The organism is Candidatus Symbiobacter mobilis CR (genome assembly GCF_000477435.1).
In the GTDB taxonomy this organism is placed as follows: Bacteria; Pseudomonadota; Gammaproteobacteria; order Burkholderiales; family Burkholderiaceae_C; genus Rhodoferax; species Rhodoferax mobilis.
Map to the genome: position 1 here is coordinate 539,686 of NC_022576.1, position 24,978 is coordinate 564,663.

Annotated in this window: 24 protein-coding genes; 7 read left to right on the plus strand and 17 right to left on the minus strand. The window is 54.5% G+C overall.

Annotated elements, in window-relative coordinates; genetic code table 11:
- Nucleotides 1–10: 10 nt before the first annotated feature.
- From CENROD_RS02205 to CENROD_RS02240, 10 genes are all read right to left on the minus strand, one after another.
- A complete protein-coding gene (locus CENROD_RS02205) occupies nucleotides 11–832 on the minus strand; it encodes a class I SAM-dependent methyltransferase (RefSeq protein WP_022771439.1) in 822 nt (273 codons plus the stop codon).
- 142 nt (nucleotides 833–974) lie between these two features.
- The gene (locus tag CENROD_RS02210; protein WP_022771440.1) at nucleotides 975–2,192 is read right to left on the minus strand and encodes a glycosyltransferase family 4 protein; all 1,218 of its coding nucleotides are present in this window, start codon (nucleotides 2,190–2,192) and stop codon (nucleotides 975–977) included.
- Between the two features lie 45 nt (nucleotides 2,193–2,237).
- Nucleotides 2,238–4,100 (minus strand): asparagine synthase (glutamine-hydrolyzing), encoded by a 1,863-nt coding sequence (gene asnB, locus CENROD_RS02215; protein WP_022771441.1) that lies wholly within the window; start codon nucleotides 4,098–4,100, stop codon nucleotides 2,238–2,240.
- The gene (locus CENROD_RS12315; RefSeq protein ID WP_022771442.1) at nucleotides 4,088–5,086 is read right to left on the minus strand and encodes a glycosyltransferase; all 999 of its coding nucleotides are present in this window, start codon (nucleotides 5,084–5,086) and stop codon (nucleotides 4,088–4,090) included. Before CENROD_RS12315 ends, asnB begins: the two co-directional genes overlap by 13 nt.
- Entirely contained in the window at nucleotides 5,083–5,994 is a 912-nt protein-coding gene (locus CENROD_RS02225; RefSeq protein ID WP_022771443.1) for an alpha-1,2-fucosyltransferase, read from the minus strand. Before CENROD_RS02225 ends, CENROD_RS12315 begins: the two co-directional genes overlap by 4 nt.
- A 45-nt stretch (nucleotides 5,995–6,039) precedes the next feature.
- Nucleotides 6,040–7,563, minus strand: a complete 1,524-nt coding sequence (locus tag CENROD_RS02230; protein ID WP_022771444.1) for a hypothetical protein — start codon at nucleotides 7,561–7,563, stop codon at nucleotides 6,040–6,042.
- A gap of 149 nt (nucleotides 7,564–7,712) precedes the next feature.
- Nucleotides 7,713–8,054, minus strand: a complete 342-nt coding sequence (locus CENROD_RS14040; protein ID WP_338010384.1) for a class I SAM-dependent methyltransferase — start codon at nucleotides 8,052–8,054, stop codon at nucleotides 7,713–7,715.
- A 224-nt stretch (nucleotides 8,055–8,278) separates the two neighbouring features.
- Entirely contained in the window at nucleotides 8,279–8,860 is a 582-nt protein-coding gene (locus CENROD_RS13450; RefSeq protein ID WP_202961173.1) for an acyltransferase, read from the minus strand.
- A 105-nt stretch (nucleotides 8,861–8,965) separates the two neighbouring features.
- Complete coding sequence (locus CENROD_RS12955; RefSeq protein WP_187292320.1) at nucleotides 8,966–10,288, minus strand: lipopolysaccharide biosynthesis protein; 1,323 nt, start codon at nucleotides 10,286–10,288, stop codon at nucleotides 8,966–8,968.
- The gene (locus CENROD_RS02240; RefSeq protein WP_022771448.1) at nucleotides 10,269–11,276 is read right to left on the minus strand and encodes an NAD-dependent epimerase; all 1,008 of its coding nucleotides are present in this window, start codon (nucleotides 11,274–11,276) and stop codon (nucleotides 10,269–10,271) included. The genes CENROD_RS12955 and CENROD_RS02240 overlap by 20 nt, the downstream gene beginning before the upstream one ends.
- A 508-nt stretch (nucleotides 11,277–11,784) precedes the next feature.
- On the opposite strand from CENROD_RS02240, the gene CENROD_RS02245 reads away from it, so the two are divergent.
- From CENROD_RS02245 to CENROD_RS02260, 4 genes are all read left to right on the plus strand, one after another.
- Nucleotides 11,785–12,168: a type II toxin-antitoxin system RelE/ParE family toxin gene (locus CENROD_RS02245; protein ID WP_022771450.1), complete on the plus strand. Its 384-nt coding sequence runs from the start codon at nucleotides 11,785–11,787 to the stop codon at nucleotides 12,166–12,168.
- Entirely contained in the window at nucleotides 12,149–12,523 is a 375-nt protein-coding gene (locus tag CENROD_RS02250; RefSeq protein WP_041193199.1) for a helix-turn-helix domain-containing protein, read from the plus strand. The genes CENROD_RS02245 and CENROD_RS02250 overlap by 20 nt, the downstream gene beginning before the upstream one ends.
- Before the next feature lie 418 nt (nucleotides 12,524–12,941).
- On the plus strand, nucleotides 12,942–13,541 hold the full coding sequence (locus tag CENROD_RS02255) for a type IV toxin-antitoxin system AbiEi family antitoxin domain-containing protein (protein WP_022771452.1): 600 nt from the start codon (nucleotides 12,942–12,944) through the stop codon (nucleotides 13,539–13,541).
- Nucleotides 13,538–14,452 carry a nucleotidyl transferase AbiEii/AbiGii toxin family protein gene (locus tag CENROD_RS02260; RefSeq protein ID WP_081699793.1) on the plus strand — a complete coding sequence of 305 codons (915 nt, stop codon included), beginning with the start codon at nucleotides 13,538–13,540 and terminating at the stop codon, nucleotides 14,450–14,452. The genes CENROD_RS02255 and CENROD_RS02260 overlap by 4 nt, the downstream gene beginning before the upstream one ends.
- 37 nt (nucleotides 14,453–14,489) lie before the next feature.
- Here the strand turns inward: CENROD_RS02260 and CENROD_RS02265 are convergent, their stop codons facing one another.
- From CENROD_RS02265 to CENROD_RS02280, 5 genes are all read right to left on the minus strand, one after another.
- Nucleotides 14,490–15,104, minus strand: a complete 615-nt coding sequence (locus CENROD_RS02265; protein ID WP_022771454.1) for a hypothetical protein — start codon at nucleotides 15,102–15,104, stop codon at nucleotides 14,490–14,492.
- A gap of 338 nt (nucleotides 15,105–15,442) precedes the next feature.
- Entirely contained in the window at nucleotides 15,443–15,826 is a 384-nt protein-coding gene (locus CENROD_RS02270; protein ID WP_022771456.1) for an ATP-binding protein, read from the minus strand.
- A 104-nt stretch (nucleotides 15,827–15,930) separates the two neighbouring features.
- Entirely contained in the window at nucleotides 15,931–16,131 is a 201-nt protein-coding gene (locus tag CENROD_RS13810) for a nucleoside-diphosphate sugar epimerase (RefSeq protein ID WP_022771457.1), read from the minus strand.
- A 42-nt stretch (nucleotides 16,132–16,173) separates the two neighbouring features.
- Nucleotides 16,174–16,359: an NAD-dependent epimerase/dehydratase family protein gene (locus CENROD_RS14465; protein ID WP_022771458.1), complete on the minus strand. Its 186-nt coding sequence runs from the start codon at nucleotides 16,357–16,359 to the stop codon at nucleotides 16,174–16,176.
- A 420-nt stretch (nucleotides 16,360–16,779) separates the two neighbouring features.
- Entirely contained in the window at nucleotides 16,780–17,787 is a 1,008-nt protein-coding gene (locus CENROD_RS02280) for an Rpn family recombination-promoting nuclease/putative transposase (RefSeq protein WP_022771460.1), read from the minus strand.
- A 423-nt stretch (nucleotides 17,788–18,210) separates the two neighbouring features.
- Here CENROD_RS02280 and CENROD_RS02285 point away from each other — a divergent pair, with 423 nt between their 5' ends.
- The gene (locus CENROD_RS02285; RefSeq protein ID WP_238551808.1) at nucleotides 18,211–19,461 is read left to right on the plus strand and encodes an AAA family ATPase; all 1,251 of its coding nucleotides are present in this window, start codon (nucleotides 18,211–18,213) and stop codon (nucleotides 19,459–19,461) included.
- Entirely contained in the window at nucleotides 19,461–20,147 is a 687-nt protein-coding gene (locus CENROD_RS02290; protein WP_022771463.1) for an RloB family protein, read from the plus strand. Before CENROD_RS02285 ends, CENROD_RS02290 begins: the two co-directional genes overlap by 1 nt.
- A 160-nt stretch (nucleotides 20,148–20,307) precedes the next feature.
- Here CENROD_RS02290 and CENROD_RS02295 read toward each other — a convergent pair whose 3' ends face one another.
- The gene (locus CENROD_RS02295; RefSeq protein WP_022771464.1) at nucleotides 20,308–21,177 is read right to left on the minus strand and encodes a nucleotidyl transferase AbiEii/AbiGii toxin family protein; all 870 of its coding nucleotides are present in this window, start codon (nucleotides 21,175–21,177) and stop codon (nucleotides 20,308–20,310) included.
- The gene (locus CENROD_RS02300; protein ID WP_022771465.1) at nucleotides 21,174–21,836 is read right to left on the minus strand and encodes a type IV toxin-antitoxin system AbiEi family antitoxin domain-containing protein; all 663 of its coding nucleotides are present in this window, start codon (nucleotides 21,834–21,836) and stop codon (nucleotides 21,174–21,176) included. Before CENROD_RS02300 ends, CENROD_RS02295 begins: the two co-directional genes overlap by 4 nt.
- Before the next feature lie 291 nt (nucleotides 21,837–22,127).
- Between CENROD_RS02300 and CENROD_RS02305 the strand changes: the two genes are divergently transcribed.
- Nucleotides 22,128–24,932 carry a hybrid sensor histidine kinase/response regulator gene (locus CENROD_RS02305; RefSeq protein WP_051360277.1) on the plus strand — a complete coding sequence of 935 codons (2,805 nt, stop codon included), beginning with the start codon at nucleotides 22,128–22,130 and terminating at the stop codon, nucleotides 24,930–24,932.
- The last annotated feature ends 46 nt before the right edge of the window (nucleotides 24,933–24,978 follow it).

The following is a 24,978-nucleotide window of genomic DNA, read 5'->3' on the forward strand; positions in this document are numbered from 1 at the left end:
TTGGGGTTTGTCAGGCATGGACTGGCCCTCTTGACGCAAAGCGGTTTTGCGCGCGATACATGTAACCTCGTCGCCATAACCCAGCTTGCCTTGCAGCCATCGCAGCGGCCATAGCCCCCCCCCCCACGACAACCATGGCGAGACGATAAGCATGCTCGACCCAGCCGGAGCGCGAATTTGCCGGACGATTTTCCGATGCCGCAACGGGGCGCGTAACCACCCCTTGCGTGCGGTTGATGCCTAGTGCGGTGCGCAGCAGGGCGAGAAACCAGCCGGAAAACGAATCACTCGTCAGCACCCTCTCTGCGGAGAACCCCGCCGCCTCGACAGCTTTTAACAGCGTCTGCCGATTGAAGTAAGTCAGATGGTATGGCTCGTAACTTGTCCATCCCGGCAAGCATGCTTCCCAACAATCAATGTTCGGCACAGCGATGTGGACGATGCCCTCCGGCTTCAGCAGCCGAAACACGTCTTGCAGAAATTCGACCGGTTGCTGCACATGCTCCAGCACATGATTCATGACCACCGCGTCGCATTGCCTGTCGTCCGGCAATTCAGACAAAAACCCGCAGTGCATTGCAATGCCGCATTCCCGTTCAACGTGGCGGCATATAGGGGCGGACAAATCGCAGCCCATCACATCAAATCCCTTGGTCTTGGCCACTTTCAGGAAACTGCCGCTGCCGACACCTATTTCAAGCAGCCGGTTGCCCTGCCGTGAATGAGCGGCCAGGCGTGCCAAGGTCTTACGGTTGTTCCAAGCCTCGAACCATTCCACCCAGACCGAAGACTTCCGCGCTTCGTAACCCTCGCCAAACCACTCGTCCTCCATCCGCTCATTAGCCTGCGGCTGCCAGATTGACGGGGAAAGCACCAGACGGCACGATTCGCAACGCAACAAGCCTAACGGGTACGCTTGAAATCCTTGCTTGCCGCAGAGTGGACAGATTTGTTCACGTATCAAGCGTTGTTCCTCATTGTTTTATTGGGTTCTGCACAACGGAAGCGGAGTTAGCATTACGCTGCCAAGTTGCTGAAATAAAAGAAAACGTCCCGTCCGCGCAACGCTTCCAAGTATATTGGCCAGCAGCAGCGTAACTAGTTCCGGCTAAACATGATCGCATTTGAGGGTCGGCGATTACTCCCTCCAAAGCCCTAGCAATGTCATTCGGGCTTTCTGGATCGAAATACAACCCTGCACCCTGCAATATCTCCGGCATAGGCCCTCGATTAGATGAAGCCACAGGCAAACCCGAGGCCATGGTCTCGAGGAGGATGTTGGGCATGTTTTCGCAACTGGAGGCAAACAGGCCCAAGTCAGCCCTATTGTAAATCGCGTGTAACTGCTCGAATGGTATAGGGCCGTGGTAACGCACCCACGCATGCTCAGGGTCGCACCGTACTATATCCGCTTGCAAGCGGGACAATGCCGAAGGATCTGCTGGACCTACAAGCTCCAAAATCACCGGCCACCCTGTGCGTTTTCGCAGTCGAGCAACTCCTTCAACGACATGCCATTGATGCTTGTATGCTGTAACGGTGGAAACATACAATATACGGTATGTCTTATCGGCCGTATAAGTTTTAATTGGGCTTTGAACGCGCGGCGGTTGGAAAAATCGATTATTCAGGCCGTGCGGCACGATGGCGGTGTTTAATAAACTACCGGTGACTTTCTCTACGCCTTCCTTGGCATAATGGGTCAAAAATATCAAGCCATCTGCCGAGCGGAATGATCGTTGCAGCACTGCGCGGAGCATGATGAATCTGAGCGTCTTCATAGACCAACCATACCGCAGCAACTCCCCCCATTCGAAGGGCAACATGTTCCGGCTCATAGTGACTACCGGGTGAAAATCACCGGCATAACTGCCCCCGGGCACAAATAAAACATCGCAACCAGCCTCTCGTGCCGTAGCCGAAAGGCTAAACCTCTGCCATAGGGTTCTTTTCAATAAGTTGCCTTCCAGTGCCGGAGGGGCGACCTTCTCCAGCCACGGGCGATCATCCAGAAGCGCAAGCGTGGCCAAACTCCCCCAGACGACCACCCTACCAATTCCAAACGCCGTGGGGTCGGCGGCGCGAAGCAGTTCGATCAGATGCGTACGCCCACCGCCAGCGCTCAGGTTGGTTGCGTCGATACCCACAGTAATACCGTACGCGTTGTCAGAGAAATGATTAGCAGTGCTCATTCAAAACAGCGTGCCATATTCAGTGGATAGTGAATCCGATGTCTATCACAGGCTGACCCGATAAATTTTGCTCCATAGTTCGAACTGCACCAGAGCAAATAGGCGCTCGCCATTGCCACGGCCCCGGTCTTGCCCTTGCAGCAAACTACGCACTGTCATTTGATCGAACAGACAATTTCGGCTGGTCAAGGTATCCCAGAACAATTCACGGAATGGCCCGGTTTTCAGCCACTCGGACAGGGGAATGGAAAAACCTTGCTTGCGCTGCCTATTGAACTCCGGCGGCAGCACCCGCGCCGCCAGACGCTTGAGCAGAACCTTCTTTTCCTGCTCGGTCGCCTTCAGACGCGAGGGCACCCTGCGATACGCAAACTCGATCACCCGATAATCCAGCAGCGGTGCGCGCACCTCCAGCGAATTCAACATGCTGGCCCGATCCACCTTGACCAGGATGTCGTCCGCCAGGTAGTTTTCGAAATCCATGCGGGTGGCCCGTTGCAACAAGTCATGCTGCTTAGGAATGCGTCCGACACGGATGGACTCGGCGACCAGCGGATGGCCTGCGTGACCGCGCATCAAATGCCGCCGCGTAGTGGTGTCGAAATAACTGGCGATCAGCGGCAGGCCGTCTCTCAAGTCCACATCCAACCCTTGCAGCCAATTGCGTCCTTTTAGCCCAACCGGCAACCAGTGTTCAGCCGCCTGGGCCACGCCACGGCGTAACCATCCGGGAACGTGAGTGAGCCGCCGCCGCATCCACAGAAGACGGCTGTAATGACCATACCCCCCGAACAACTCATCGCCGCCATCGCCACCCAAGGCCACGGTGCAATACTGGCGCACCAGATGACAAACCAGCCAGGTGGGGAACATGGAGGAATCCACCATGGGCTCGTCGAACTGGTGTGCCAGGGTAGGCAGCAGGTCGGCCGTGGTGGACTCGGCCATTAGCTCTGTGTGCTCGGTGCCAAAATGCCGGGCAATCAGGCGCGCATGGGGGGTTTCATCCAGCTTGCCGTGGCCGGGAAAGCCGATGCTAAAGGTGCGCACCTGGCTTGAGCGACGCACGGCCATGGCCGTGACCAGGCTGGAATCCACGCCGCCACTGAGCAATATGCCCACCGGCACATCCGCCACCAGTTGCCGGCCCACGGCCTCCTCCAGCAGGGACTCCAGTTCATCCAGCAGCGCGGTTTCGTCGGCGCTATCGGCGGCGGCATCCAGTTCGGGCAGTTGCCAGTATCGCCACACCTTTGCCGTGCCACTATGCAGGTCGAAGCGCAGGGCATGAGCCGCCGACAACTTGTGATACCCCGCCAGAATGCAACGCTCGCCTGGAACGTAACCCATGGCGAGGTAACAATCCAGCGCATCGGGATCGATGCGCCTCGGCAGATTCGGGTGGGCCAGCAGAGCCTTCAATTCGGAGGCGAAATAGAGCACGCCCTGATCCAGCCGGTAAAAAAGGGGCTTTTCGCCCGCGCGGTCGCGCGCCAAAAACAGCTCTTGGCGCGGCGCATCGAAGAGGGCAAAAGTGAACATGCCATTGAGCCGCGCCAAACACTCGTTGCCCCACTGGGCGTAAGCTGCCAGCAGTACCTCGGTATCACTATGGGAACGAAAATGGTGGCCCAACGATTCCAGTTCCCGCCGCAATTCTGCGAAGTTGTAAATCTCGCCGTTGAAGACGATGGACAATCCCCGCTCCGCCAGATGCATGGGCTGATGGCCCAGGGGCGAGAGGTCGAGGATGGATAGACGACGATGCGCGAGGCCCACCCGGCCATCGTCCGACCACCATTTGCCCGCATCATCCGGGCCCCGGTGAATCAGGGTGTCGCGGGCAGGGGCTAACCAAGCGCGATCCGCCTGAGGTGCCGTACTGCCTGCGCCGACTATTCCGCACATGTTGTAATTTTCCTGATCCACTCATCGGCCAGTCGCATGGCAAGTTTCTCGCCCAAGAACGCTTCCCGAAAATAACGAAGCACAAAATGCGGCGAACCAACTGAAAAAGCCAGCGCCGAAAACAAACCGGCAAGCGTCGCCGTGTCACGCCGAGCCTTGAGTTCACTAATAAAACGTCGGAATCCGACTAGCTGGTCGAGCGCGACCCCGCGCTCGACAAACTGCCAAAACTTGGCGAATTCGCTATCCGTGCTTTCCGCAGCCACAGGATCAGCTAGCCCCCGCTGGCGAAGAAGATAACTGACCAAAGCCACACGCGAGTCGATCTTTTGTCTGCGCCCCCCCTCGTCATGGGATATTTGATCGACGTGATGCCGGATACGCACGAGAGACTCATCTACACAGCCTAGCTCACCGACTTCCGACAGGCGCAGCCAGAGATCGTAGTCTTCGGCGCGCTTGATTCGAGTGCGGTACCCCCCCACCGCCTTTATCGTTTTGGTTCGCACAAATGCCGAGGAGTGCGCAAAGAATCCCTTTTTCGTAATCAAACGGTTTACCAAATCCTGGTGGTAGGGTGGGTACTTATAAAACTTGGTGGGTTGGCTGCTCTCATCTATTCCGGTCAGCCCGGAACCGATCAATACGAATTCTTTCTTTGAACTAGCCAGGGCGTATTGAACGCTCAATCGATTGGGTTCGCACAGATCATCGGCATCGAGGCGTGCGATCCATTCCCCCCTGGCCTGGCCAATACCGACATTGAGCGAATCGGCCAGGCCGGTGTTCGGCTTGTTGATGACCTGTATTCGCCGATCTCTGGCTGCAAAGCCATTGATGATATCGAGCGTTGAATCCCGGCTGCCGTCGTTGACAATGATGAATTCAAAGTCAGTGAACGTTTGCCCCAAGACGCTCTCAATGCTTTCGCGGAGCCAGCGTTCGCCGTTGTAAACGGACATGAGTACGGTAATAGGAACGATCATAACTTTACCCAGCGATCAGGCAACAATCCACGAAACCCCCAAAACATCGCCCCCTCGCGCTTTTCGAACCCCGGCGCAATGACGATACTCTCTGGAGTTTTGCCCAACCAAGCCCCCCACCAGCTAAAGGTGCTATTGGCGATGATGAAATGCTGACATTGGCTTATCAGCCAGAGGTCGGCGTAGGCCACGGCATCGCATTGGTTGTGATTCACGAGCGTAACGTGATCATCGCGCAGAGGAATACGTGCTCGCGCGGCCTGGGGTTGATCGGAGAAAATGTAGTACTGCGCATCCGGCGCCTGCTCTTGCATGACCTTAATTGCACGCTGGTAATAGTCTCCGGGGGCGTTATTTCCACCAACGCCTAGCGCTGATTGGGCCGGTGCATCAAAAAAGCGGACATGAACGGCAACGGCATTCGTGGCCCGAATACGCTCCGCCATCTGCTGATTAACGGTATCCGTGGGTGGGTGAATGCGCAGGTCGGCCCGGATCTGGGGCTCGATGTCCTTGAAGTAATCTTCGCTCTGCCAATAGCCCTCCAGATATACCGTGCCACGGGGTTTGAAAGTGAGCAACCGTTCATCGAAATCAACACTCTCTTGCACAAGATATTTTCGCTGTTCGAATGGCAGCCGCTGATTCCACTTGCGCTTGAGGTAGCGACGTACGCGCGCAAATGGCTCCAGCCTTTCCGCAGCCGTAGCCTTGCGGCAGGGAATATTGAAGTGATCGAGTTGGTAGTGTCGGTTGTATTCATGATCGCGCACAAAACCGCTGACGTCGTCAAGGGCTAACTCGGCACCATTGACCAACGCCAAGCGACGAGCAGCGGCATAGATGAAAAGCTGATTGCCTAGACCGCCGAAGATACGGGGAATGATTTTTGATATTTTCGAAGCCAAACTAATTACCCTTTCACGGCTGCGGCAGACATGGTCCTATTGAGATCAAGGCAATGACCTGCCTGTTACTCGAAGCTGTTGGGAACATGCGCCGACTAATACCAGAAAAGTCTGGATTACCGCAAACCGTGGAAACAGTGAGGAAATGCATAATACAATAAAGAAAAAATTCATAATATCATATCCGGGCGCAACAAAGTAGTTGAGAGATAAAAAAAAGATTAAAAGACTCAGTAGCATAGGATTTATATAATAGCGATTGCCAATAACGCGTAATGCAGTCTCCTGCAAAATCAGAAGTGATGCTGCCACGATGGCAAAGGGAATATAAAAAAATATGGATTGATTCACGGCCGCCAACATATATTCAAGCACCCCCCCCAAACCCATATAAAATCCTTCAGGAACAGTGTAACCCAACACTTCCAGATGAATGGCATCATGTCCTAAATCAATCAAACGCCAATCTACCGATTTTGTAATAATCGCCCATCCACCACCTAAGATTTCTGGATTGACAAATGATACCCGCCAGAGCTGCTCAAAACTTTCGAACCGTCCAATAATGCTAGGAATAATTAGCCACAATTGATCCCAATCAATTATATCCCTTGCTGTTTTAAGCAAAACACCGATAACATCTAGCCCTGTAACGCTACCAGAGCTACCAAATAAGACTAGATAAACAATGTTGCGACTATAGGTTGTCAAACTTAGTGAGACAGTGGCCAACACTCCTGCCACAATAAATAAAGGCCATCGGCGATCTAGTAAGGAAAATGCCAACGGTGCCAAAACTACCATAAGCGCAGCCGATCGACTGACAGTGCTGACACCCAAAAAGGCGCTGTACAGTCCCAGTACTACGACTAGCAGGAATGAGCGTCGGCGGGTTCTTAGATAAAGAAAGACCAACAAAGCGGGAATGACAAGTTTTGCCAAATAGGTAAGGATGCCGCTCAGTCTATATGGAAGTTCAGGTGGAAGAACACCGGTAAGTCCAATCCCCATATGAAACATCCAATTGTTTAGCGGGATCATCAACAAGACTATCAAAATAATGAGCCCCGTGGATATTAAGGATGTCGTGAGGCTAATTTTCTCCGTAGCGAACAAGTTGTCGGATGTAGGCACCTGATGGATATTTGCTACCAGTCGAATTAAATGATGGTCTTGGATAGACTTCTTCAATATCCGGGTCAAAATACCTGCGATAAACAGAAATACTAGGAGGAATATGCCTACTTTATAGAAAATTTGCAAGGACTCCAAGCCAGTGTAGTAGAACGGTCTGTGTATCTGAAACTGATATTTATCAGGGAACAGGTAGAAATATGGCATAGTGACAGCCTGAGTAACAAAGGCTGACCAGACAAACACTTTGAATGATAAAAAGCGGCTGCTACTTACCCAGATCAAAGCAGGTAGCATGCAGGCCATCATGATCCACCAAGCGATCGCTGTTTCAGCCTGATCAGCAAGGAGCAGCGCCAAGGTAATAACTAGGCTGAGAAGCCCCAGGCGACTGAGGAGTTTTTTGGGGAATATGAATTTGTTCATAACAACCATGGCCGAATTGATGCTAAGGTATTTAGCTCACACTTTCACCGCCACGCACTGCCAGCCGAAACACGCCAGATCCTCCGCTTCCTTGTTAGCCCGAAGCGCAAAATACGCCAGTCCCATCAAACCGTAAGCATATAAGCTAGCGGCCATACCTAGTTGCCGCGTTGGCGCTCCATGCTGCCCAATCGACTGATTTCCTGTCTCAGCAGCGCATACCAGTCACCATGGGCCACTAACGATTCGATGCGAAATCTGCGCTGCTCCCGATGGTGTTGGTACCAATATTTTGAGAATCCGCTGCAAAAGTGATAGGGGGCCATGTGTACATTCGAGGCGAAAGGGGCGGTGAGGATCAAGCAACCTCCCGGTTTGAGCAAGCGTGCAAATTCATCGAGTGCGTGAGTGGGTTCTGGTACGTGCTCCAGCACTTCGCTGCAGAGAATAGCATCAAAACTGGCATCTGATTCTGGCATGGCCGTGATATCGCTAACCAGATCAACGTGACTCGTGTCCCATGACTCATTTTACAAGCTTTCATTGACGCTACCGACTGCGCCTTTTTATTAATAAAAATCCTGAGACACATAATTTAAGTGGTAACAAAACTTTTTGTTTTTTAGTTCACCAGCACCAGCATCCAGTAGTCGAACCCCGGAAGGTAACGCTGCAAGGGTTTTCTGCAGCCAGACTTGCCGCGTTATTTCATTCGTATTATCAATTACCACGCAACCCCCTTTTTGATTATTCTGGCCGGGTTGCCAGCAACAAGGCAATTGTCTGGAACGTTCTTTGTTACAACGCTACCCGCTCCGACGATTGAACCATTTCCTATAGTTACGCCTTTGAGGATGATCACATTATTTCCAATCCAGACTCGATTATTTATGATCACATCTTCAGAAATCACATTAGCGACTCCCTCTGATGACCAAGGATGGAAGTCTGAATCAAGAATTGTTACATTCCAGGATACAGCACATTCGTCACCTATTTTTACTTTCTTTTTGCATTTAATGACTGCATTGGATGCAATGTAGGTGTTATTTCCAATTTCAAGAGTGGCGTTTTCATAAATGCAAATTGATGAGCCATAACCAATAATAGATATTCCAGACAAATCAAGCGTTGCCGCATCATAAAATTCAAGGTTGATGCCTGTATGTTCAAAAGATCCAATACCACCGCTGCCGTATCCTAATCTGATATAATCTCCATTATTTTTCGTTCTAATTTTAACATCTGATGCACAGAATAGTTTGAGTCGAGATGTTATAATTATCGGGAAAAAAGGCGCCGTCATAAAAAACGGGCTTTTCAATATTAGATTTACATAGATTGTTGATGGAATGTATTTAAAATATTTGTAGATGTGATTTAGTTGCATTATATTTAATTATAAATGATTTTATTTAATATTTCTGGGATTATAGATTGAGCCAAAATTTAAAATGCACATCCATAAAAAATATATTGAAGAAAATAGGATGGCTGCAATCACAACGCCTGGCAGTCCTGCGATATTTGCTCCTAAAATATTTAGGGCAACGCCCAAAATGGCTGTAAATATTTTTGGCCAAATCATTGCATGGGGTTTTAGGTCACATAACAATTTCAAGCCCAATAGTTGCCCGGCAGAAAATAAACCACCGGCAAGCAGCATCCATGGCAGCAAATAGGATACTGATCTATAGACTGGTGCTACCAATAGTGAAAATATCCAACGATGAGTACCCATAGCAAACAAGAATGCCAGCAGCGTTAACCCTAGACAAAGATATACCAGTCTCCAACTCAAGCTTTGGACGTTGGCAATGCGTTGCTGATTTGTAGCATCCCCTGATTTTTGAAAAAGTACCGGCCCAAGCAAGGTCGTGGCCAAACCCGTCGCAAGCATAATCGGTGTATAGCCAAGCTGAAAAACTACTGCATATTGGCCTACCAGATCGGTGGATGCACAGCGCTGCAAAGCCCATCGGTCAGAAGCTTGCTGTGCCCAAGTAAAGATACCCCAGGTTGATATTGGTAATGAATAAAGCCACATCTGCTTCCGCCAGTTGTCCGCCGTATTTTTCATTTGCACTTCAGAATGGACTAATTTATTTAAAAACAAGAATTGTGAACTACTAACAAGTAAAGCTGACACTGTGTATCCAATTACAACTGCCGTGCTTGAACTACCTATCCACCGTATTGCAGCAACGGCTAGCACAATCTTAAGCCATGAGTCCAAACTGCTATGAAAAGCTACAATTGCACGCTGCCGTGCCGCATTCTGAATGCTGCTTAATGCTGCGTTATATGCGCTGAATACTGAAAAAATCAGTGCCGCACTAGCAAGACCTATCCATTGTACATGGTCAAACCAATATAATCCCGCCAGTAATATCGTTCCAAGGGTTGCAACTGCAAGCGTAGCATAAGCCATGATCTGCACTGATGCCTGAAAATAACCGTAAAGATCAGATTTTTCGCAAGCGATTGGATAATAACGGCTAATGCCAGCGATCACACCACCCATCACAACCTGGTTGATTAGGCCTGCTACAGTCAAACCCAGTGCTAATTGACCGTACTGTGCAGGGTCAATGTATTCGGTAAGAACTCTCAGCAGAACAAATGAGCCGACAACACTGGCAATTTGCCCAGCAACAATCCAACCGCCTTCCTTTGCTATGCGCGAAAAACGGTGAATATAAAGCAAACATATCTCACATTTCGTAATATTCACGATACCATGCCACAAAGTGTTCAATTCCCTGTTCCACAATAGTGGTTGGTTTATATTGAAATTGTTCCACCAGATCAGACACATCGGCATAAGTGTCCAAAACGTCACCAAGCTGCAAGGGCAGCATTTTGATTTCAGCCTTTTTGCCCAAGGATTTTTCCAGGGCGGCAATGTAATCCATCAATTCGACAGGGCGGTTATTGCCGATGTTGTAAATGCGCCAGGGTGCTTTGCTGGTGCTGGGGTCGGGCTGGTCGCCAGACCAATCAGGGTTGGGCGCTGCGGGTTTGTCCAGCACCCGGATGATGCCTTCGATGATGTCATCAATGTACGTAAAGTCTCTTCGATGCTTGCCGTGGTTGAAAACCATAACAGGCTCGCCAGCCAGAATGGCCTTGGTAAATTGGAACATAGCCATGTCTGGCCGACCCCAGGGGCCATACACGGTGAAGAAGCGCAAGCCGGTTGTAGGCAGGTGATAGAGGTGGCTATAGGTATGCGCCATCAATTCATTGGATTTCTTGCTGGCTGCATACAGGCTCAAAGGGTGGTCAATGTTGTGGTGTACTGAATAGGGCATGCTGGTATTGGCGCCATATACGCTGGAGCTGCTGGCATATACCAGGTGATCGATGCCGTTGTGCCGGCAACCTTCCAAAACGTGGGCAAATCCAACGATGTTGCTATCAATATAAGCTAGTGGATTTTCGATGGAATACCGCACCCCGGCCTGGGCAGCCAGGTTGACCACACGTTGCGGTTTGTGCGTGGCAAAACATGCTTCCATTGCTTGGCGGTCTGCCAAGTCCATACGCAAATGGGTGTAATGGGGATGGGCGGCGTGCTGTGCGAGGCGGGCTTCTTTGAGCGCGGGATCGTAGTAGTTGTTATGGTTGTCGATGCCAACGACAACGTCGCCACGCTCCAGCAGGCGCAAAACCAATGCAGACCCAATGAACCCGGCAGCGCCAGTGACCAATACTTTCAAGCTATTTGCTCCCAGAGCTTATAGAGGCTGTGAGGCCGCGTATGCAGCCATGTGCTGCTTGGTTGCTGTAAGCAAAAGTACCAGCCAGGCCGCACATGTCAACGATTCGGTTTCGGACGTGGGAAAGGGGAGGGGGCTTTCTCCGCCGCACGGCGGGTACCCCGCATGGACGGCGGGGGAGTGTACGCGGGGGGTTTGGGGGGTACGTCCGATGTTCTGTGGGTGGGTTCAGCCACATCGTTCCGATGGGTGACCGATTCCGCACCGGGTGGCTTCCCCGCAGTGCGCCCAACGCTCCCAAGCCTTGGCGGCACGCGGGTGCAGGGCTGTTGGTCAGGCTGTGGACCAGAGAGTATTCAGTCCACGGCGTTGCATCCCCGGTCTGAAAATCCACCAGATACGGGGTGACGTTGCATCCCACTGCCTCGAATTCAGCCATGGAGCGCAGCCTCGACACCTTGCAGGTCAGACTTGATGTAATATGGATTGAAAGCCATAATTCCATTGCATGAATTGGACTGTTCTCCTCCACGATACCTTTCTCGACGAGCTGGCTTTGTTGGCTGAGGGCTTGCAGGACGAGGTGCTGGCACATGCGAACTTGCTGGCGCAGTTTGGTCCCAACCTGGGGCGTCCCACGGTTGACACCCTCAAAGCTTCACGGCACGCCAACATGAAGGAGCTTCGGTTTGACTGGAATGGAGAGGTTTGGCGCGTAGCTTTTGCCTTTGATCCCAAACGCCAGGCCATCCTTTTGGTGGGCGGTGACAAAGGCGGTGCTGACCAGCGGCGCTTTTATAAACGGTTGATTGCGATTGCTGATGGCCGGTATGACGAGCATCTGGCAACGCTGCAGAAAAAGGAGTTCAAGCATGGCAAGAAAACTCGATGAAGTGATGGCCGCTTTGCCCAAAGAGCGCCGCCAGCGTGTGCAGGCCCGCGCAATGGAGCTTGCCACCCTGAAAGACTTGCGGCAAGCCGCACAGCAGACCCAGGAACAGTTGGCTTCTGCCCTGGGGGTTGGTCAGGACACGATCTCTCGGCTTGAAAAGCGCAGTGACATGTTGCTGTCCACCCTGCGTCACTATATTGAGAGTATGGGCGGGCAACTGAACCTAGTGGCGCAGTTCCCGAACCGTCCGCCCGTGGTGATTGAGCACCTGGGGAGGGAGCTTTCGACCAGCCGCAACAAGACTGGCGCAGTGCAGCGCCGTGGCCGCTCTGTTGCATCAGGTGCTGCAAACTGAACTGCATTCCAGGGGTCCCATCGTTACAGTGGCCAAAACACTCTCCTTGGGTGGCCTACCGTATGCACACAATTTTTCGCCGGTATGACGAGAACCCCGCACCGGTGTTTGTCAAGAAAGATGTCCGATTTTTCAGCCGGGTGCGATTCCAAGTGATGTGGTACCCCTGGGAGCGAGGGCATCTTGCCCTCGAAATACCCGAGGGCGAGATGCCCTCGCTCCTTGGTTTTTGGGACATATTCCACATTACTTTGCATCGCCCCCCCCCGCTCGGGCGAGGTCTTGCGGGATCACATTGATCGCCAGCCAGACGATCGCCAGCGGTTGGATCGCAGCATCGGGGAGCAAAGGAAATCGAGTGGGTTGTGTTTTGTCGGTATATATTGACAACTACCGACGTAATACAACATCATGCGGTATGGAAACTTCGCAGCAGACCATTCTGAATCTCGCCGCCCAGCGCGGTCTCATCCGCCCGTGCGATCTCGATGCGCGGGGTCTGCCCAGTGTCGCCCTCACGCGGCTGGTTCGGCAGGGGCTGCTCACCCGTGTGGGTCGCGGTCTGTATGCCTGTCCTGATCGCAGCATATCTGAGCACGGCTCCCTGGCGGAGGTGGCACGCAAACACCCGCAAGCCATCGTCTGCCTGCTGTCGGCTCTACGGGTGAACGATCTCACCACGCAGTCACCGTTCGAGGTCTGGGTCGCCATTCCCAACAAAGCGCGTGCGCCGAAGATGGATTACCCACCGCTGCGCATCGTTCGCTTCTCAGGTGCCGCGCTGACGGATGGAATTGACGAGCACCAGATCGATGGCGCGACTGTGCGTGTAACCAACGTCGCACGTACCGTGGCCGATTGCTTCAAGTTTCGCAACAAGATCGGCATAGATGTTGGGATGGAAGCGCTACAAGAGGCATGGCATACCAAACGCGTGAGCATGGACGAACTCTGGCGCTATGCCACGCTGTGTCGCGTGGCCAATGTAATGCGCCCTTACATGGAAAGCCTGTCATGAACCAGCGCAACACGGCTGCTTCGGTGCGGGCGCGCCTGCTCACCCGCGCCCGCGAGACCCGGCAAGACTTCAATCTGGTCTTGACCCGCTACACCCTTGAACGCCTGCTGTACCGGCTCAGTGTCTCGCATCATGCCGACCAGTTCCTGCTGAAAGGCGCGCTGTTGTTCGACTTGTGGTTCGATATTCCGCATCGACCGACGCGGGACGCGGACTTGCTGGGTTTTGGTTCGGCCGAGTTGCCGCACCTCGAGGCGGTCTTCAAGGACATCTGCGCGATGGAGACTGATGACGGGGTGACGTTTCGACCGGACACTGTCCATGCGGCGGAGATTCGCAAGCAGGCCAACTATGCTGGCGTGCGCGTGACCTTACTTGGACTGATCGATGGAGCACGCTGCCCGATTCAGGTCGACATCGGCTTCGGCGATGCCGTCACACCAGGGCCGGAAGATGTCCAGTACCCCGTGATGCTACCGGAGTTCGCGGCGCCGAAACTGCGCGTCTATCCGCGCTACACCGTGGTGGCAGAAAAGCTGGAGGCGTTGGTCTCGCTCGGCATCGCCAACAGCCGAATGAAGGATTACTTCGACCTTTGGATCTTGTCGCGGTACACCGAATTTGACGGCGACACCCTGCGACGTGCGATTCGGGCAACCTTCGATCGACGCAAGACGATGTTGCCCCTGGACACCCCCTTTGGCCTGACGGATGCTTTTGCGCAAGATGCGCAAAAGCAGAGGCAGTGGCAGGCGTTTTTGGGAAAGAACAGACTCGAAGCGCTGCACCTGGAGGACATCGTGGCATCACTTCGAGATTTTCTGCTCCCAATCATCGCGGCAGCGAACGTTGATGCCGACTACTCGCAACACTGGCCATCTGGCGGACTCTGGTCATCAGTGGTGGGGTGATACCGGTGTTTGTCAGGAAAGATGCCCGATTTTTCAGTCAGACACTCTCACTTCCGGGGAACGTCCGATGTTCTTTGGGTGGATTCAGCCACACTGTTCCGATGGGTGACCTGTTCCACAACGGGCGGCTTCCCGCAATGCGCCCAACGCTCCCAAGCCTTGGCGGAACGCGGGTGCAGGGCTGTTGGCTGGGCAAGGCCCGCCATGACTTCGTGGTGGGGGGCGGCGATGGGTTGTTCCAGAGCGGGTGTACGTTCAAGCCACGAAAGAGCAGGGAGAGGTCATGCCGTTGCCGAAAATCAAACAGGATGTCTTCTTCCATCTCTGCCTGCGATGGGGAAAGGTCTTCCCAACGCTGTTCTGCAGAACGCATCATGTGCCCGATGTGTTCGGGGTTGATGTCGATGGGGTAGCCTTCTTCCAGACAGAGCCATGGCCAGATGCGTGCCAAGCCGCTCAGAAAATCCACGAGCGGCCATGGCGTGGTTACTTGCCTGCTTGCACTTGGGGCGCAGCCCCAAAGGGGTTGGCCACGCACTTGGAGCGTGAGCTTGCCCCAGCCCAAGCCCTTTTCTTGCCGTGCGTTGGCTGGCGTGATGTGGCAAGTCCAGAAAAGCCCTTGCTCGCTACCTATTTGTATAGCTTGATCCATTGTTCAAATTGTGGAGCCTCCTCCATTCCCGGGGCGATTCAGACGTGGTACTGGCCGGTAGTCTTGCTCTGGGTCAAAACAAGTTGCATCTGTACCTGGCAATGCTTGAATCAGGCCTCGCAACATATTGGAATGGTCTTTAAATACCGTCATCCAAACAGACCAATACCCCGTGCCTTGCATCGTCAAAACAATTTGATGTCTCATCGCGGGAGTGTCTTGACTCAAAAGGTTTTGAAGAGAGTCTTGCGCCACATCCCACGCTTCTCGGCGGTTTTGCCAACGCCGGTCAGAGGCAGTACTATTTTGCAGGGTGCAGTCCAACCCCACCAACGCGATCATCCTGAACAATACTCCCCTATGCGCCGGATAAGTTCGCCACGCGCCTGCTGATAGTGGGTAAAAACTACGTCCTTGCCATGCACTGCACTGCCGTGGATCGTCGCTGTGGCATGGAGGCTAACGGCGGTTTTCTGCTCCCGAAACACTTGCCCTTCTTTTTCTGTGAATACCACACGTGCATCAGTTTTGCTGATATTTCCACCCCCTGTGGGCATATGCGAACCCTGGAAGTAGGTGTTCAGCATCATGGCCACTGCATCCAGCACAGTGGTCTTGCCCTTGCCGTTGTTACCGATGAGGACCGTAAAACGCTCATGGAAGTGGAAGCGTGCAGCTTCGTAGCGACGGAAATTTTGTAGAGTAATGTGCAAGAGCTTCATGGTGTACTTGTCAGACTAACCGCATATTGCAAGTGAGCAATGCAACAATCCGACCACTTTTCTTTACTAAGCGCATAAAGCGGGGGATCTGCAACAAACATATATCATGTTTTGTAATATTCACGATACCATGCCACAAAGTGTTCGATGCCCTGTTCCACAAGAGTGGTTGGTTTATATTGAAATTGTTCCACCAGATCAGACACATCGGCAAAAGTGTCCAAAACATCACCGGGCTGCAAGGGAAGCATTTTGATAACCGCCTTTTTGCCCAAGGATTTTTCCAGGGCCGCAATGTAATCCATCAATTCGACAGGGTGGTTATTGCCGATGTTGTAGATGCGCCATCAGTCCATCCGCAAATGGGTGTAATGGGGATGGGTAGCGTGCCGTGCGAGGCGGGCTTCTTTGAGTGCAGGGTCGTAGTAGTTGTTATGGTTGTCGATGCCAACGACAACGTCGCCACGCTCCAGCAGGCGCAAAACCAATGCAGACCCAATGAACCCGGCCGCGCCAGTGACCAATACTTCCAATCTATTTGCTCCCAGAGCTTATAGAGGCTGTGAGGCCGCGTATGCAGCCATGTGCTGCTTGGTTGCTGTCAACAAAAGTACCAGCCAGGCCGCACATGTCAACGATTCGGTTTCGGACGTGGGAAAGGGGAGGGGGCTTTCTCCGCCGCACGGCGGGTACCCCGTGTGGACGGCGGGGGAGTGTACGCGGGGGGTTTTGGGGGTACGTCCGATGTTCTGTGGGTGGGTTCAGCCACACCGTTCCGATGGGTGACCGATTCCGCACCGGGTGGCTTCCCCGCAGTGCATCCAACGCTCCCAAGCCTTGGCGGCACGCGGGTGCAGGGCTGCTGGCTGGGCAAGGGGTGGCGGCGGTTGTAAAAAAGGTACCTGGTTTTCACGTAGGCATCCACGCTACCGGGGGTGGGGGATTGACGCGATTCAGTGCGATAGGGGGAAATCTGGTGGATCCGCAAATAGGGATTCCAAATTCGGTGCATCCAAAACACCGTCGATCCATGCTTCGATTTGTTCCAACGATGCTGCATCAATGTGTGCCATCAAAGTTTCTGGCACAGGGCCAAAACGCTTGGTCAGCAGTTTGTGCAAGATCGATGCTTCTCCTTCGCGTTTGCCTCGCTCCATGCCTTGCTCTATGCCTTGCTCTATGCCTAGCAGCATCCCTTTGGCTTCATATCCTTTCGCCCATTCTTCCAGCCGTTCTGACAACATGACTCTGATCTCCTGTAAATCATCGATTTGGGGTAACTCTATTTGGTATCGTTTTTTGCGCATCAATGTTGCGCGAATCCATATTGCGAACATTCTCCGCAAGTCCGGTTCATCTGCAAGCCATTCTTGCAGGGATGCAATCAAGGGTTGGAGTGCTTCGGGTGATGCAAGCTGTTCGAGCCGAAAAACTGCGGCAACAAGGTTGTTGAGTGGGGCCAACGTGTTGTCGGTGTAATCGTTTTGGTCGATAAGCAGGTACTGAAACTTCGGCTTGAATTTCTCGACCAAGCCCGGCACGGGTGGGATCAACTCGCTGATATTGTTAGCCGCAGTCCAACGGGCGGTACCGTTGTATAACACGATCGGCAGCGCAGGGGGCAAACGGCCATCGGGCAAAACTTCACCCCGTCGTACCAAATCCTGGTACAACAAGCCCAGATACACCAGCATTCGCAGCGCCATATAGCGGTCTACGCTGCTTTGGAATTCGATCAGCAAGTACAGGTAGACCCACTGTCCGCCCACTTGGACGCGCCAGACTACATCGTCGGCGCGTTGGCGAAAGTCGTCGCTGATGTAGCTGCCCGGAACCTTTTCAAGCGTGTCGTAATCCAGGCTACGTAGCCAAGTATCTGGAACGAAACCCAGAATCAGGTCGCGCACCATCTCCCTGTTCGAGAACAGAAACTTGTAGCCGCTATCGTGTTCGGAAGCCATGTCGTGATGGTATGGCGAAACAGGGGGAGTACGGTGGGTTCATCCATAGTCGTGTGGTGGTGTTTCTGCCCGGATTCAGAGCACGCCGGTCAGCGTGTGGCGCGGTACACGGTCAACCCCAGCCACTCATGCAACGCGGCGTTTGTCAAGAAAGATGTCCGATTTTTTAGTCAGACACTCTCACTTCCGGGGATCATCCGATGTTCTTTGGGTGGGTTCAGCCACACCGTTCCGATGGGTGACTCATTCCGTACCGGGCAGCTCTTCGTGAGTGGGGCACTGGACGGGTTCACCAACTTATCCGCCGTGGGCCTCGTTATTTTTCTACTGAACTATAAAATACCTTGCATTTACGTAGTCATAGCGCAAAATATTTGTTTACTTTTTGTTTGCAGGGGTTGAATGATGCTTGTCGAGTTCAGAGTGGAAAACTTTCGCTCCCTGCGCGAAGAGCAGGTGCTGAGCCTTGTCGCCTCCAAGGACAAAACGCTGCACGACACACACACAGTGAACACAGGGCTCAAGGCGGCCCCCGGCCTGCTGCGCAGTGCAGCCATCTACGGTGCCAATGCCAGCGGCAAGTCCAACCTGATCAAGGCGCTCCAGTACATGCGTGGCGTTGTTGCCGAGTCGGCGACGGTCATTCAGCCAGGTCAGACCTTTGCCGTGCAGCCATTCCGACTGGACGAGCAGTCGGCCAAGGAGCCTACCGCCTTGGAGGTGACTTTCATCCTCGACGGTGTCCGCTATCAGTACGGTTTTTCAATGACGACTCAGCGTATCGTCAGCGAGCACTTGCTGGTCTACAAGGCCTTCAAGCCTCAGCGTTGGTACGAGCGTCGCTACGATGCCCGGACGGGCAAGGATGTGTATGAGTTTGGCCCCGGACTCAAAGGGCCGAAGAACCTTTGGGAAGGGGCGACACGTCCGAATGCGTTGTTCCTGTCGATGGCGGTCCAGCTCAACAGCGATGTGTTGCGCCCAGTATTTGATTGGTTCGTCCATCGCCTGGTGATCTTCAATGAACAGGCCAAGCTCAGCCCGCAGGTGTCCATCCAGATGTTGCAGCAGGCCGAAGGTCGTCGGCAGATCTGTGACTTCTTGTCGGCAGCCGATATCAGCATTGCGGATATTGAAGTGGTCACCCGCAAGGTGCCTGGCCAGGCTGTGCATTTCGATCTTGTTGCCGGCAAGACTGAGGTGCGCAACGAGGAGGTCGAGGAGCACCAGCTTCGTTTCTCCCACGTGACAGCACAGGGCCGGGCGGTCTTGGATCTGATGGATGAGTCGAACGGTACGCGGAACCTGCTATTTCTGACTGGCCCTGTGCTGCACATCCTGCGTACAGGACTGACGCTGGTGATCGACGAGTTGGACACCAGCCTGCACACCTTGTTGGTGCGTGAGCTTGTGCGACTGTTTCACCGTCCCGAAATCAATACCGGTGGTGCGCAACTGATCTTCACGACCCACGATACGTCCTTGCTGGATGCCCCGGATATCTTCCGCCGAGACCAGATATGGTTCGTGGAGAAAGATCAAGACCAAGCCTCCGCGTTGGTCAGTCTGTCGGAATTCAGCCCGCGCAAGAATGAGGCCCTGGAGCGTGGTTATTTGATGGGCCGGTATGGCGGCATTCCCTTTCTCGACCATGCGCTGGGGGTGCATCCTTGATGGCGCGCGACCATTCCCCGAAAGAGCGCCAACGAAAACAGCTCGAACGCAAACTGGCTCGACGCGCCAGTTATGACCGCATCTTGATCGTCTCAGAAGGCAGCAAGACAGAGCCAAGCTACTTCGGCGAGATTCGGCATGCCTACCGGCTGCACACTGCCAATGTCGCAGTCCATCCCAGTGAGTTGGGAACCGCACCCATCCAGGTCGTTCGGTACGCCAAGGAGCTGTTCGAGTTTGGCGACAAGCACAAGAACATCCAGCAGCGAGCATTCGAGCAGGTGTACGCTGTCTTTGACCGTGATGATCACGGTAGCTACTTCGATGCCTTGCAGGTGGCAGAGTCGCTCGACGGCAAGTTGAAAAACGACAACAAGCAATTCGTACGTTTTCAGGCGATTGCATCCGTGCCGAGTTTCGAGCTTTGGCTACTATTGCACTACGAAGACATTCAGCACCCGCTGCATCGAAATGAGGTCATGCGACGCCTCAAAATCCATATCCCAGGCTACGAGAAGGGGGCAACGCGAGCCTTCAGCATGACCCGGGAGCGGTTGTCCGTGGCCACGCAGCGCGCCAAGGCGTTGGCTGCCCAATTCAATGCACGAACGGAGCCGGAACCGTTCACAGCGATTGTCGAGCTGGTGGAGTTACTGACCCATCTTCGAGCGGAAATACCCACATAGCACGGGATTCCCGCTTTCGCATCCATACCGAATCCCCATCGGGAGGAAAGCGGTGTTTGTCAAGAAAGATGTCCGATTTTCACTCATGATTCTGGATTCCCTGGATTGAAAGACATCTTCAATTTTTGTCTTAAATTCGGGGTTCACTTTATCAATAAATTTATGGTTTTGTTTCTGCTAAAAGCGCTTTTGTAAGCCTGTTGACTTTATCTGCAAAGAATCTTTCGCTCCACAGCGTCAAGCTCATTTGTTCGGCTTGGGGAAGAAAGGGGGCCACGTCTTGCGCTGCCAGTGGCCAGTTGATCGACTTGATTTTTGCAGTGAGCGCGTCGGCTAACCATGGTGCATCTACTGGCACATGTTGGCCCTGCCATGGGCCGGTTTGGTGCAAGGCGTGCGCCAAATGCAGCAAATTGGGCCGCGTCTTTTGCTTGCAGTACCAGGCAAAGTCAAACCAGTCGCGGCCTTTCAGGTAGGGACGGCAAAGCAGGGCATGCAGTTTGAGGGCATAGTTGCTGGGCAGGTCTTGTGCGCAAACTTCAAAGTCCACCGGGAAGTCCAGAAAGTGCCAGCATGTATTGGGACCGGCTGGCGGGTTGGTGTCAATTTCCAGTTTGACCTTGAGCTTGCGGGCGTTCTTGGGATCAAAAAACGATAGATCAAGTTGGCGACCGATGGAGTCGTCCTTGAGCATGGCCTGGCGCACGGCCTTGTCCATGTGGCTGCGGTCAGTCAAGTCGCATTGCACGCCAAATTGCGCCAAAACCGTCGTCAATGCGTCAAAGTAATGCACCCATTGAAAGGCCGGGTTGGGTTGGAGCAGGATGAAATCGAGGTCTTCAGAGAAACGTGGCAGGCCGTGCAAGATGCGCAGGCTGGTGCCGCCCTGGAAGGCAGCAATATCAAAGAAGCCGCCGCGCCACAGTGCATACAGCGCAAGTTCTTGCAACATTTCTTTCAGTGCCTGCTCTTCTTGCACGGCATTGCCAGCCGCGAGGGTTTGCAGGCGTTGACGCAGCAGGTCAATCATGCGGCATGTACAGGTTGCATCATTTTTTGTAGTGATGTGGTGATGGTGTTCATACGCTTGTGGGCATACACCTGTTGCAGCGCCTGCCACGCAGAGGCTGGCGTTTGCTGCAATAGCTCTGCATCAATGCGCATGGATTGGGTCAGCATTGGGAGGTCGGTATCCTCCAGCTTGCGCAGGCAAACCATATCCAGCAATGCCCGCAGGGGCTGGGCCACCAATGCTGTTTGACCAGTAAACGTATGCCGATCTACTGCCGCCAGAAGATGTCCTGCCTGCAGCGCAAGCGGATAAAAGCGAAACAAGCCCAAAGACCTCAGATTTACCTCCAACCGCCGCCGTCCAGGCACTACCGACAGCGTGACCGGCACCGCTTCTGGAATCCAGCCATGAAAGCGCAACGCGGTTTCGAACGAGATATACGAGCCTGGTTGCAGTGCCTGCGCCAGCACAAACGGGTGCGGCGGCTGGCTTTGCAGATGCGGTGCCAGCAGGTATAGCCCACGGCGCAGTTGCAGCAGCTCGCCATGCTGCAACGCGCGGTTCACCAAGTTGTAGCGCCGCTGTGGCGTGCCATCCAGTAGACGCGCCAACTGTGCTTTCGAAATAACCCGCCCACCCCAACCAGCCAGGATGAGCTTTTCTGTGAGTGTCTGCATTCATGCATGATACTTGCATAAAATGAAAGTTTTGTGCATTTTTATAGCCCGTTATGGCATAAAGCTTGTCATACAGTGGGCACCATCGGCGTTGCTTGATGTGCAGCACTTCTATCGCTTCCTCGCACCCAAGAACAATGCGATGGCGCAGCCCCTACTGGAATAGGTTCTTTGTTCGCATCGAAATCCGCGATAGGGGAGCGGAATTTCTCTACACTGCGAGACCCCATCCCAATGCGGTATACGGTCTACCGTATTGCGTGGGGATTTTCTGGTTTGCTGTAGCAAACTGTGGCGCTGTTGTTGGGCTTCTGCCTATTCCTCCTCGTCCAAGGGGCTGCTGGTATGGATGTCGTGTTTCTCGTGTACGGCTTGGCCTTTTTGGCGATGGGGATGGGAATCGCCTTGCGCTATGAATACCAAAGCGAATTGGCGTTGTCGCACATTCTCCCGCTGCTGGCGGGGTTCGGGTTCAGCCACGGCTTGTTGGAGTGGACGGACTTGTGGCGCGTGGTGCGTGGCGATCCAGACTGGCTGACGGTGGCGCGGCCTGTGTTATTGCTGGTGTCTTTTCTGTTCCTGATGGAGTTTGGCCGCCGACTGGTGCGGGTGTCGCTGGAACCATCCGCATTGGCCACGCCATGGGGCCGCTTGTTGGGGGTGGAGTTGTACGCACCCATCCTGCTTGCCATCGCTGCCTGGGTGGGGATGTCGGACAAGCCCTTGTTGGCGCTCAACATTGCGTCGCGCTATTTGACGGGCGTGCCCGGCGCCGCGCTATGTGGCGTGGGGTTCCTGCTGTACTTTCGCAACCGGCTCGTGCTGTATATGCCGCAGTCGGAGCACCGGAGGCTGCAATGGGCCAGCTACACCGCCTGTGCTGCTTTTTTGGGGTACGCGCTGTTTGGGGGGCTGGTGGTTCCCCGGGCGGACTGGTTCCCGGCTTCGGTGCTCAGCCAGGAAAGTTTTGTGGAGGCAACCCAAATCCCCGTGCAGTTGTTCCGCGCTGGGTGTGCCGTGTTGATCGCGGCTGCGGTGCTGGCATTACTCAAGGCCTTCCATCTCGAAGGCATCCAGCGGCTGGAAGATGCCCGCGCCGCTGCCGAGACTGCCAACCGCACCAAGTCGGAATTTCTGGCGAATATGTCGCACGAGATTCGCACGCCGATGAACGGGGTGATTGGCATGACGGGCCTGTTGCTGGAGACAAAGCTGACCGATGACCAGCGCGAATATGCATCCATCGTGCGCAGCAGCGGGGAGGCCCTGCTTACGTTGATCAACGACATCCTCGATTTCTCCAAAATCGAAGCGGGCAAGCTGGAGCTGGAGGAAACGGATTTCGATCTGCGCGAACTGCTCGAAGAATCCGCCGACCTGCTCGCAATCCGCGCTGAGGAAAAACACCTGGAACTGGTCTCCCATGTAGACCCCGCCATTCCCACGCTCTTGCGGGGTGACCCAGGCCGCCTGCGGCAGATCGTGATCAACCTCGTCGGCAACGCCATCAAATTCACCCCCGCCGGGGAGGTGGCTGTGGAAGTGTCGCAAGAACAGGGCGCCCCGCAAGGTAGCGTGCTGCTGCACTTTGCCATCAGCGATACGGGCATCGGCATTCCGGCGGACAAAATGTCCCAGTTGTTCAGCGCCTTTACGCAGGTGGATGCGTCGATGACCCGCAAATACGGTGGCACCGGCCTGGGACTATCGATTTGCAAGCGGTTGGTCGAGAGGATGGGTGGGGACATCGGGGTGCAGAGCGTGCCCAACCGGGGGTCTACGTTTTGGTTCCGCTTGCCCTTCCTCACCCAGCCCACAAGGCAGGGATCGCAGCCCCAAGGGCGGTTGGAAGGCAAACGGGTGCTGGTTGTCGATGACAACGCGACCAACCGCCGCTTGCTCGACGTGCTGTTGCGCCATTGGGGCTGCACGCCGCTGCTGGCGGAGGACGGCACTTCCGCCTTGGCGCAGTTGGTGACGGAGGCTGCGGCGGGGCGGCGCATCGACGTCAGCGTGCTGGATATGCAGATGCCGGATATGGATGGCCTGATGCTGGCGCGTGTCATCCGCGCTGATCCGCATTGGAAGGCGCTGCCGCTCATCATGCTGACTTCGGTGACGCGAAACGGCGATGCTGCGCTGGCTGCCGAGTGTGGGCTGGCGGCGTACCTTTCCAAACCAGTCAAGCACGCGCAGTTGTACCGTTGTTTTGCTTCGGTGCTGGGCGCTGCGCCACATGGGCTACGGGTAGGGCAGGGGGCAGACCACCGGGCGCCGTCCGGCACGCCCCAACGGCGTTGCAGGATTTTGGTGGCGGAAGACAACCCGACCAACCAGAGAGTGACCTTGCACATGCTTTCCAAGCTGGGCCACCATGCCGACGCAGTGGGCAATGGGTTGGAAGTGCTGCAAGTGCTTGCCACGATTCCCCATGACTTGGTACTGATGGACTGCCAGATGCCGGAGATGGATGGGTACGAAGCCACGCGCAAAATTCGCGCTGCGGGTTCGCATGTGCTGCAACCGCGCATTCCCATCGTCGCGCTGACGGCCGATGCCATGCCCGGCACGCGGGACAAGGCGCTGGCTGCGGGCATGGATGATTACTTGGCCAAACCGATCTCCCCCATGGCTTTGGCGGAGGCGTTGGTACGATGGCTGCCGAAGGACGATGGTGCTGGAGTGGCCCCCCGCCCGCAGGAAAGCGCCGTAGCCCATGCAGCAGTGCAGGGCGCGAAACCGCCGGTGTTCGACCGCTTGGCCACCCTGGAGCGGTTGGGGCACAACGAACGTCTGCTGCAAGAGATGGTCGATTTGATGTTGCAAGGCGCAGTGCAAGACATCGCCGTGATCAAGGCAGCCTTGGAGACCGGGAAATCCGAGCCACTGGTACGCCACGTCCACAGCATCAAGGGCGCAGCGAGCAGCGTCGGCGCCATGGCGCTATCCGCCTGCGCTGCGGGTATCCAAGAGCAAGCGCTGGCCGGGCACATCGACGAGGTACGCACCGCGATACCGGAATTGGAACGATGCATGGCCCAGTTCCGCATCACCGTTGCTACAGAGAGCATGGGTGCAGAACCCGCGTCCCGTTGAAGTGGGCACGGGGCCGGAGCTGCGGCAGCCGCAGGGATGCGCAGGG

Excerpts from the sequence above, each read along its gene's own strand:
- CENROD_RS02265 (WP_022771454.1), bottom strand. The coding sequence starts at position 15,104 with ATGGATCAAGCTATACAAATAGGTAGCGAGCAAGGGCTTTTCTGGACT.
- CENROD_RS02250 (WP_041193199.1), top strand. The coding sequence starts at position 12,149 with ATGGCAAGAAAACTCGATGAAGTGATGGCCGCTTTGCCCAAAGAGCGC.
- CENROD_RS02260 (WP_081699793.1), top strand. The coding sequence starts at position 13,538 with ATGAACCAGCGCAACACGGCTGCTTCGGTGCGGGCGCGCCTGCTCACC.
- CENROD_RS02255 (WP_022771452.1), top strand. The coding sequence starts at position 12,942 with ATGGAAACTTCGCAGCAGACCATTCTGAATCTCGCCGCCCAGCGCGGT.
- CENROD_RS02290 (WP_022771463.1), top strand. The coding sequence starts at position 19,461 with ATGGCGCGCGACCATTCCCCGAAAGAGCGCCAACGAAAACAGCTCGAA.
- CENROD_RS02280 (WP_022771460.1), bottom strand. The coding sequence starts at position 17,787 with ATGGCTTCCGAACACGATAGCGGCTACAAGTTTCTGTTCTCGAACAGG.
- CENROD_RS13810 (WP_022771457.1), bottom strand. The coding sequence starts at position 16,131 with ATGGATTACATTGCGGCCCTGGAAAAATCCTTGGGCAAAAAGGCGGTT.
- CENROD_RS02245 (WP_022771450.1), top strand. The coding sequence starts at position 11,785 with ATGAATTGGACTGTTCTCCTCCACGATACCTTTCTCGACGAGCTGGCT.
- CENROD_RS02270 (WP_022771456.1), bottom strand. The coding sequence starts at position 15,826 with ATGAAGCTCTTGCACATTACTCTACAAAATTTCCGTCGCTACGAAGCT.
- CENROD_RS02295 (WP_022771464.1), bottom strand. The coding sequence starts at position 21,177 with ATGATTGACCTGCTGCGTCAACGCCTGCAAACCCTCGCGGCTGGCAAT.
- CENROD_RS12315 (WP_022771442.1), bottom strand. The coding sequence starts at position 5,086 with ATGATCGTTCCTATTACCGTACTCATGTCCGTTTACAACGGCGAACGC.
- asnB (WP_022771441.1), bottom strand. The coding sequence starts at position 4,100 with ATGTGCGGAATAGTCGGCGCAGGCAGTACGGCACCTCAGGCGGATCGC.
- CENROD_RS13450 (WP_202961173.1), bottom strand. The coding sequence starts at position 8,860 with ATGACGGCGCCTTTTTTCCCGATAATTATAACATCTCGACTCAAACTA.
- CENROD_RS02205 (WP_022771439.1), bottom strand. The coding sequence starts at position 832 with ATGGAGGACGAGTGGTTTGGCGAGGGTTACGAAGCGCGGAAGTCTTCG.
- CENROD_RS02230 (WP_022771444.1), bottom strand. The coding sequence starts at position 7,563 with ATGGTTGTTATGAACAAATTCATATTCCCCAAAAAACTCCTCAGTCGC.
- CENROD_RS02210 (WP_022771440.1), bottom strand. The coding sequence starts at position 2,192 with ATGAGCACTGCTAATCATTTCTCTGACAACGCGTACGGTATTACTGTG.
- CENROD_RS02300 (WP_022771465.1), bottom strand. The coding sequence starts at position 21,836 with ATGCAGACACTCACAGAAAAGCTCATCCTGGCTGGTTGGGGTGGGCGG.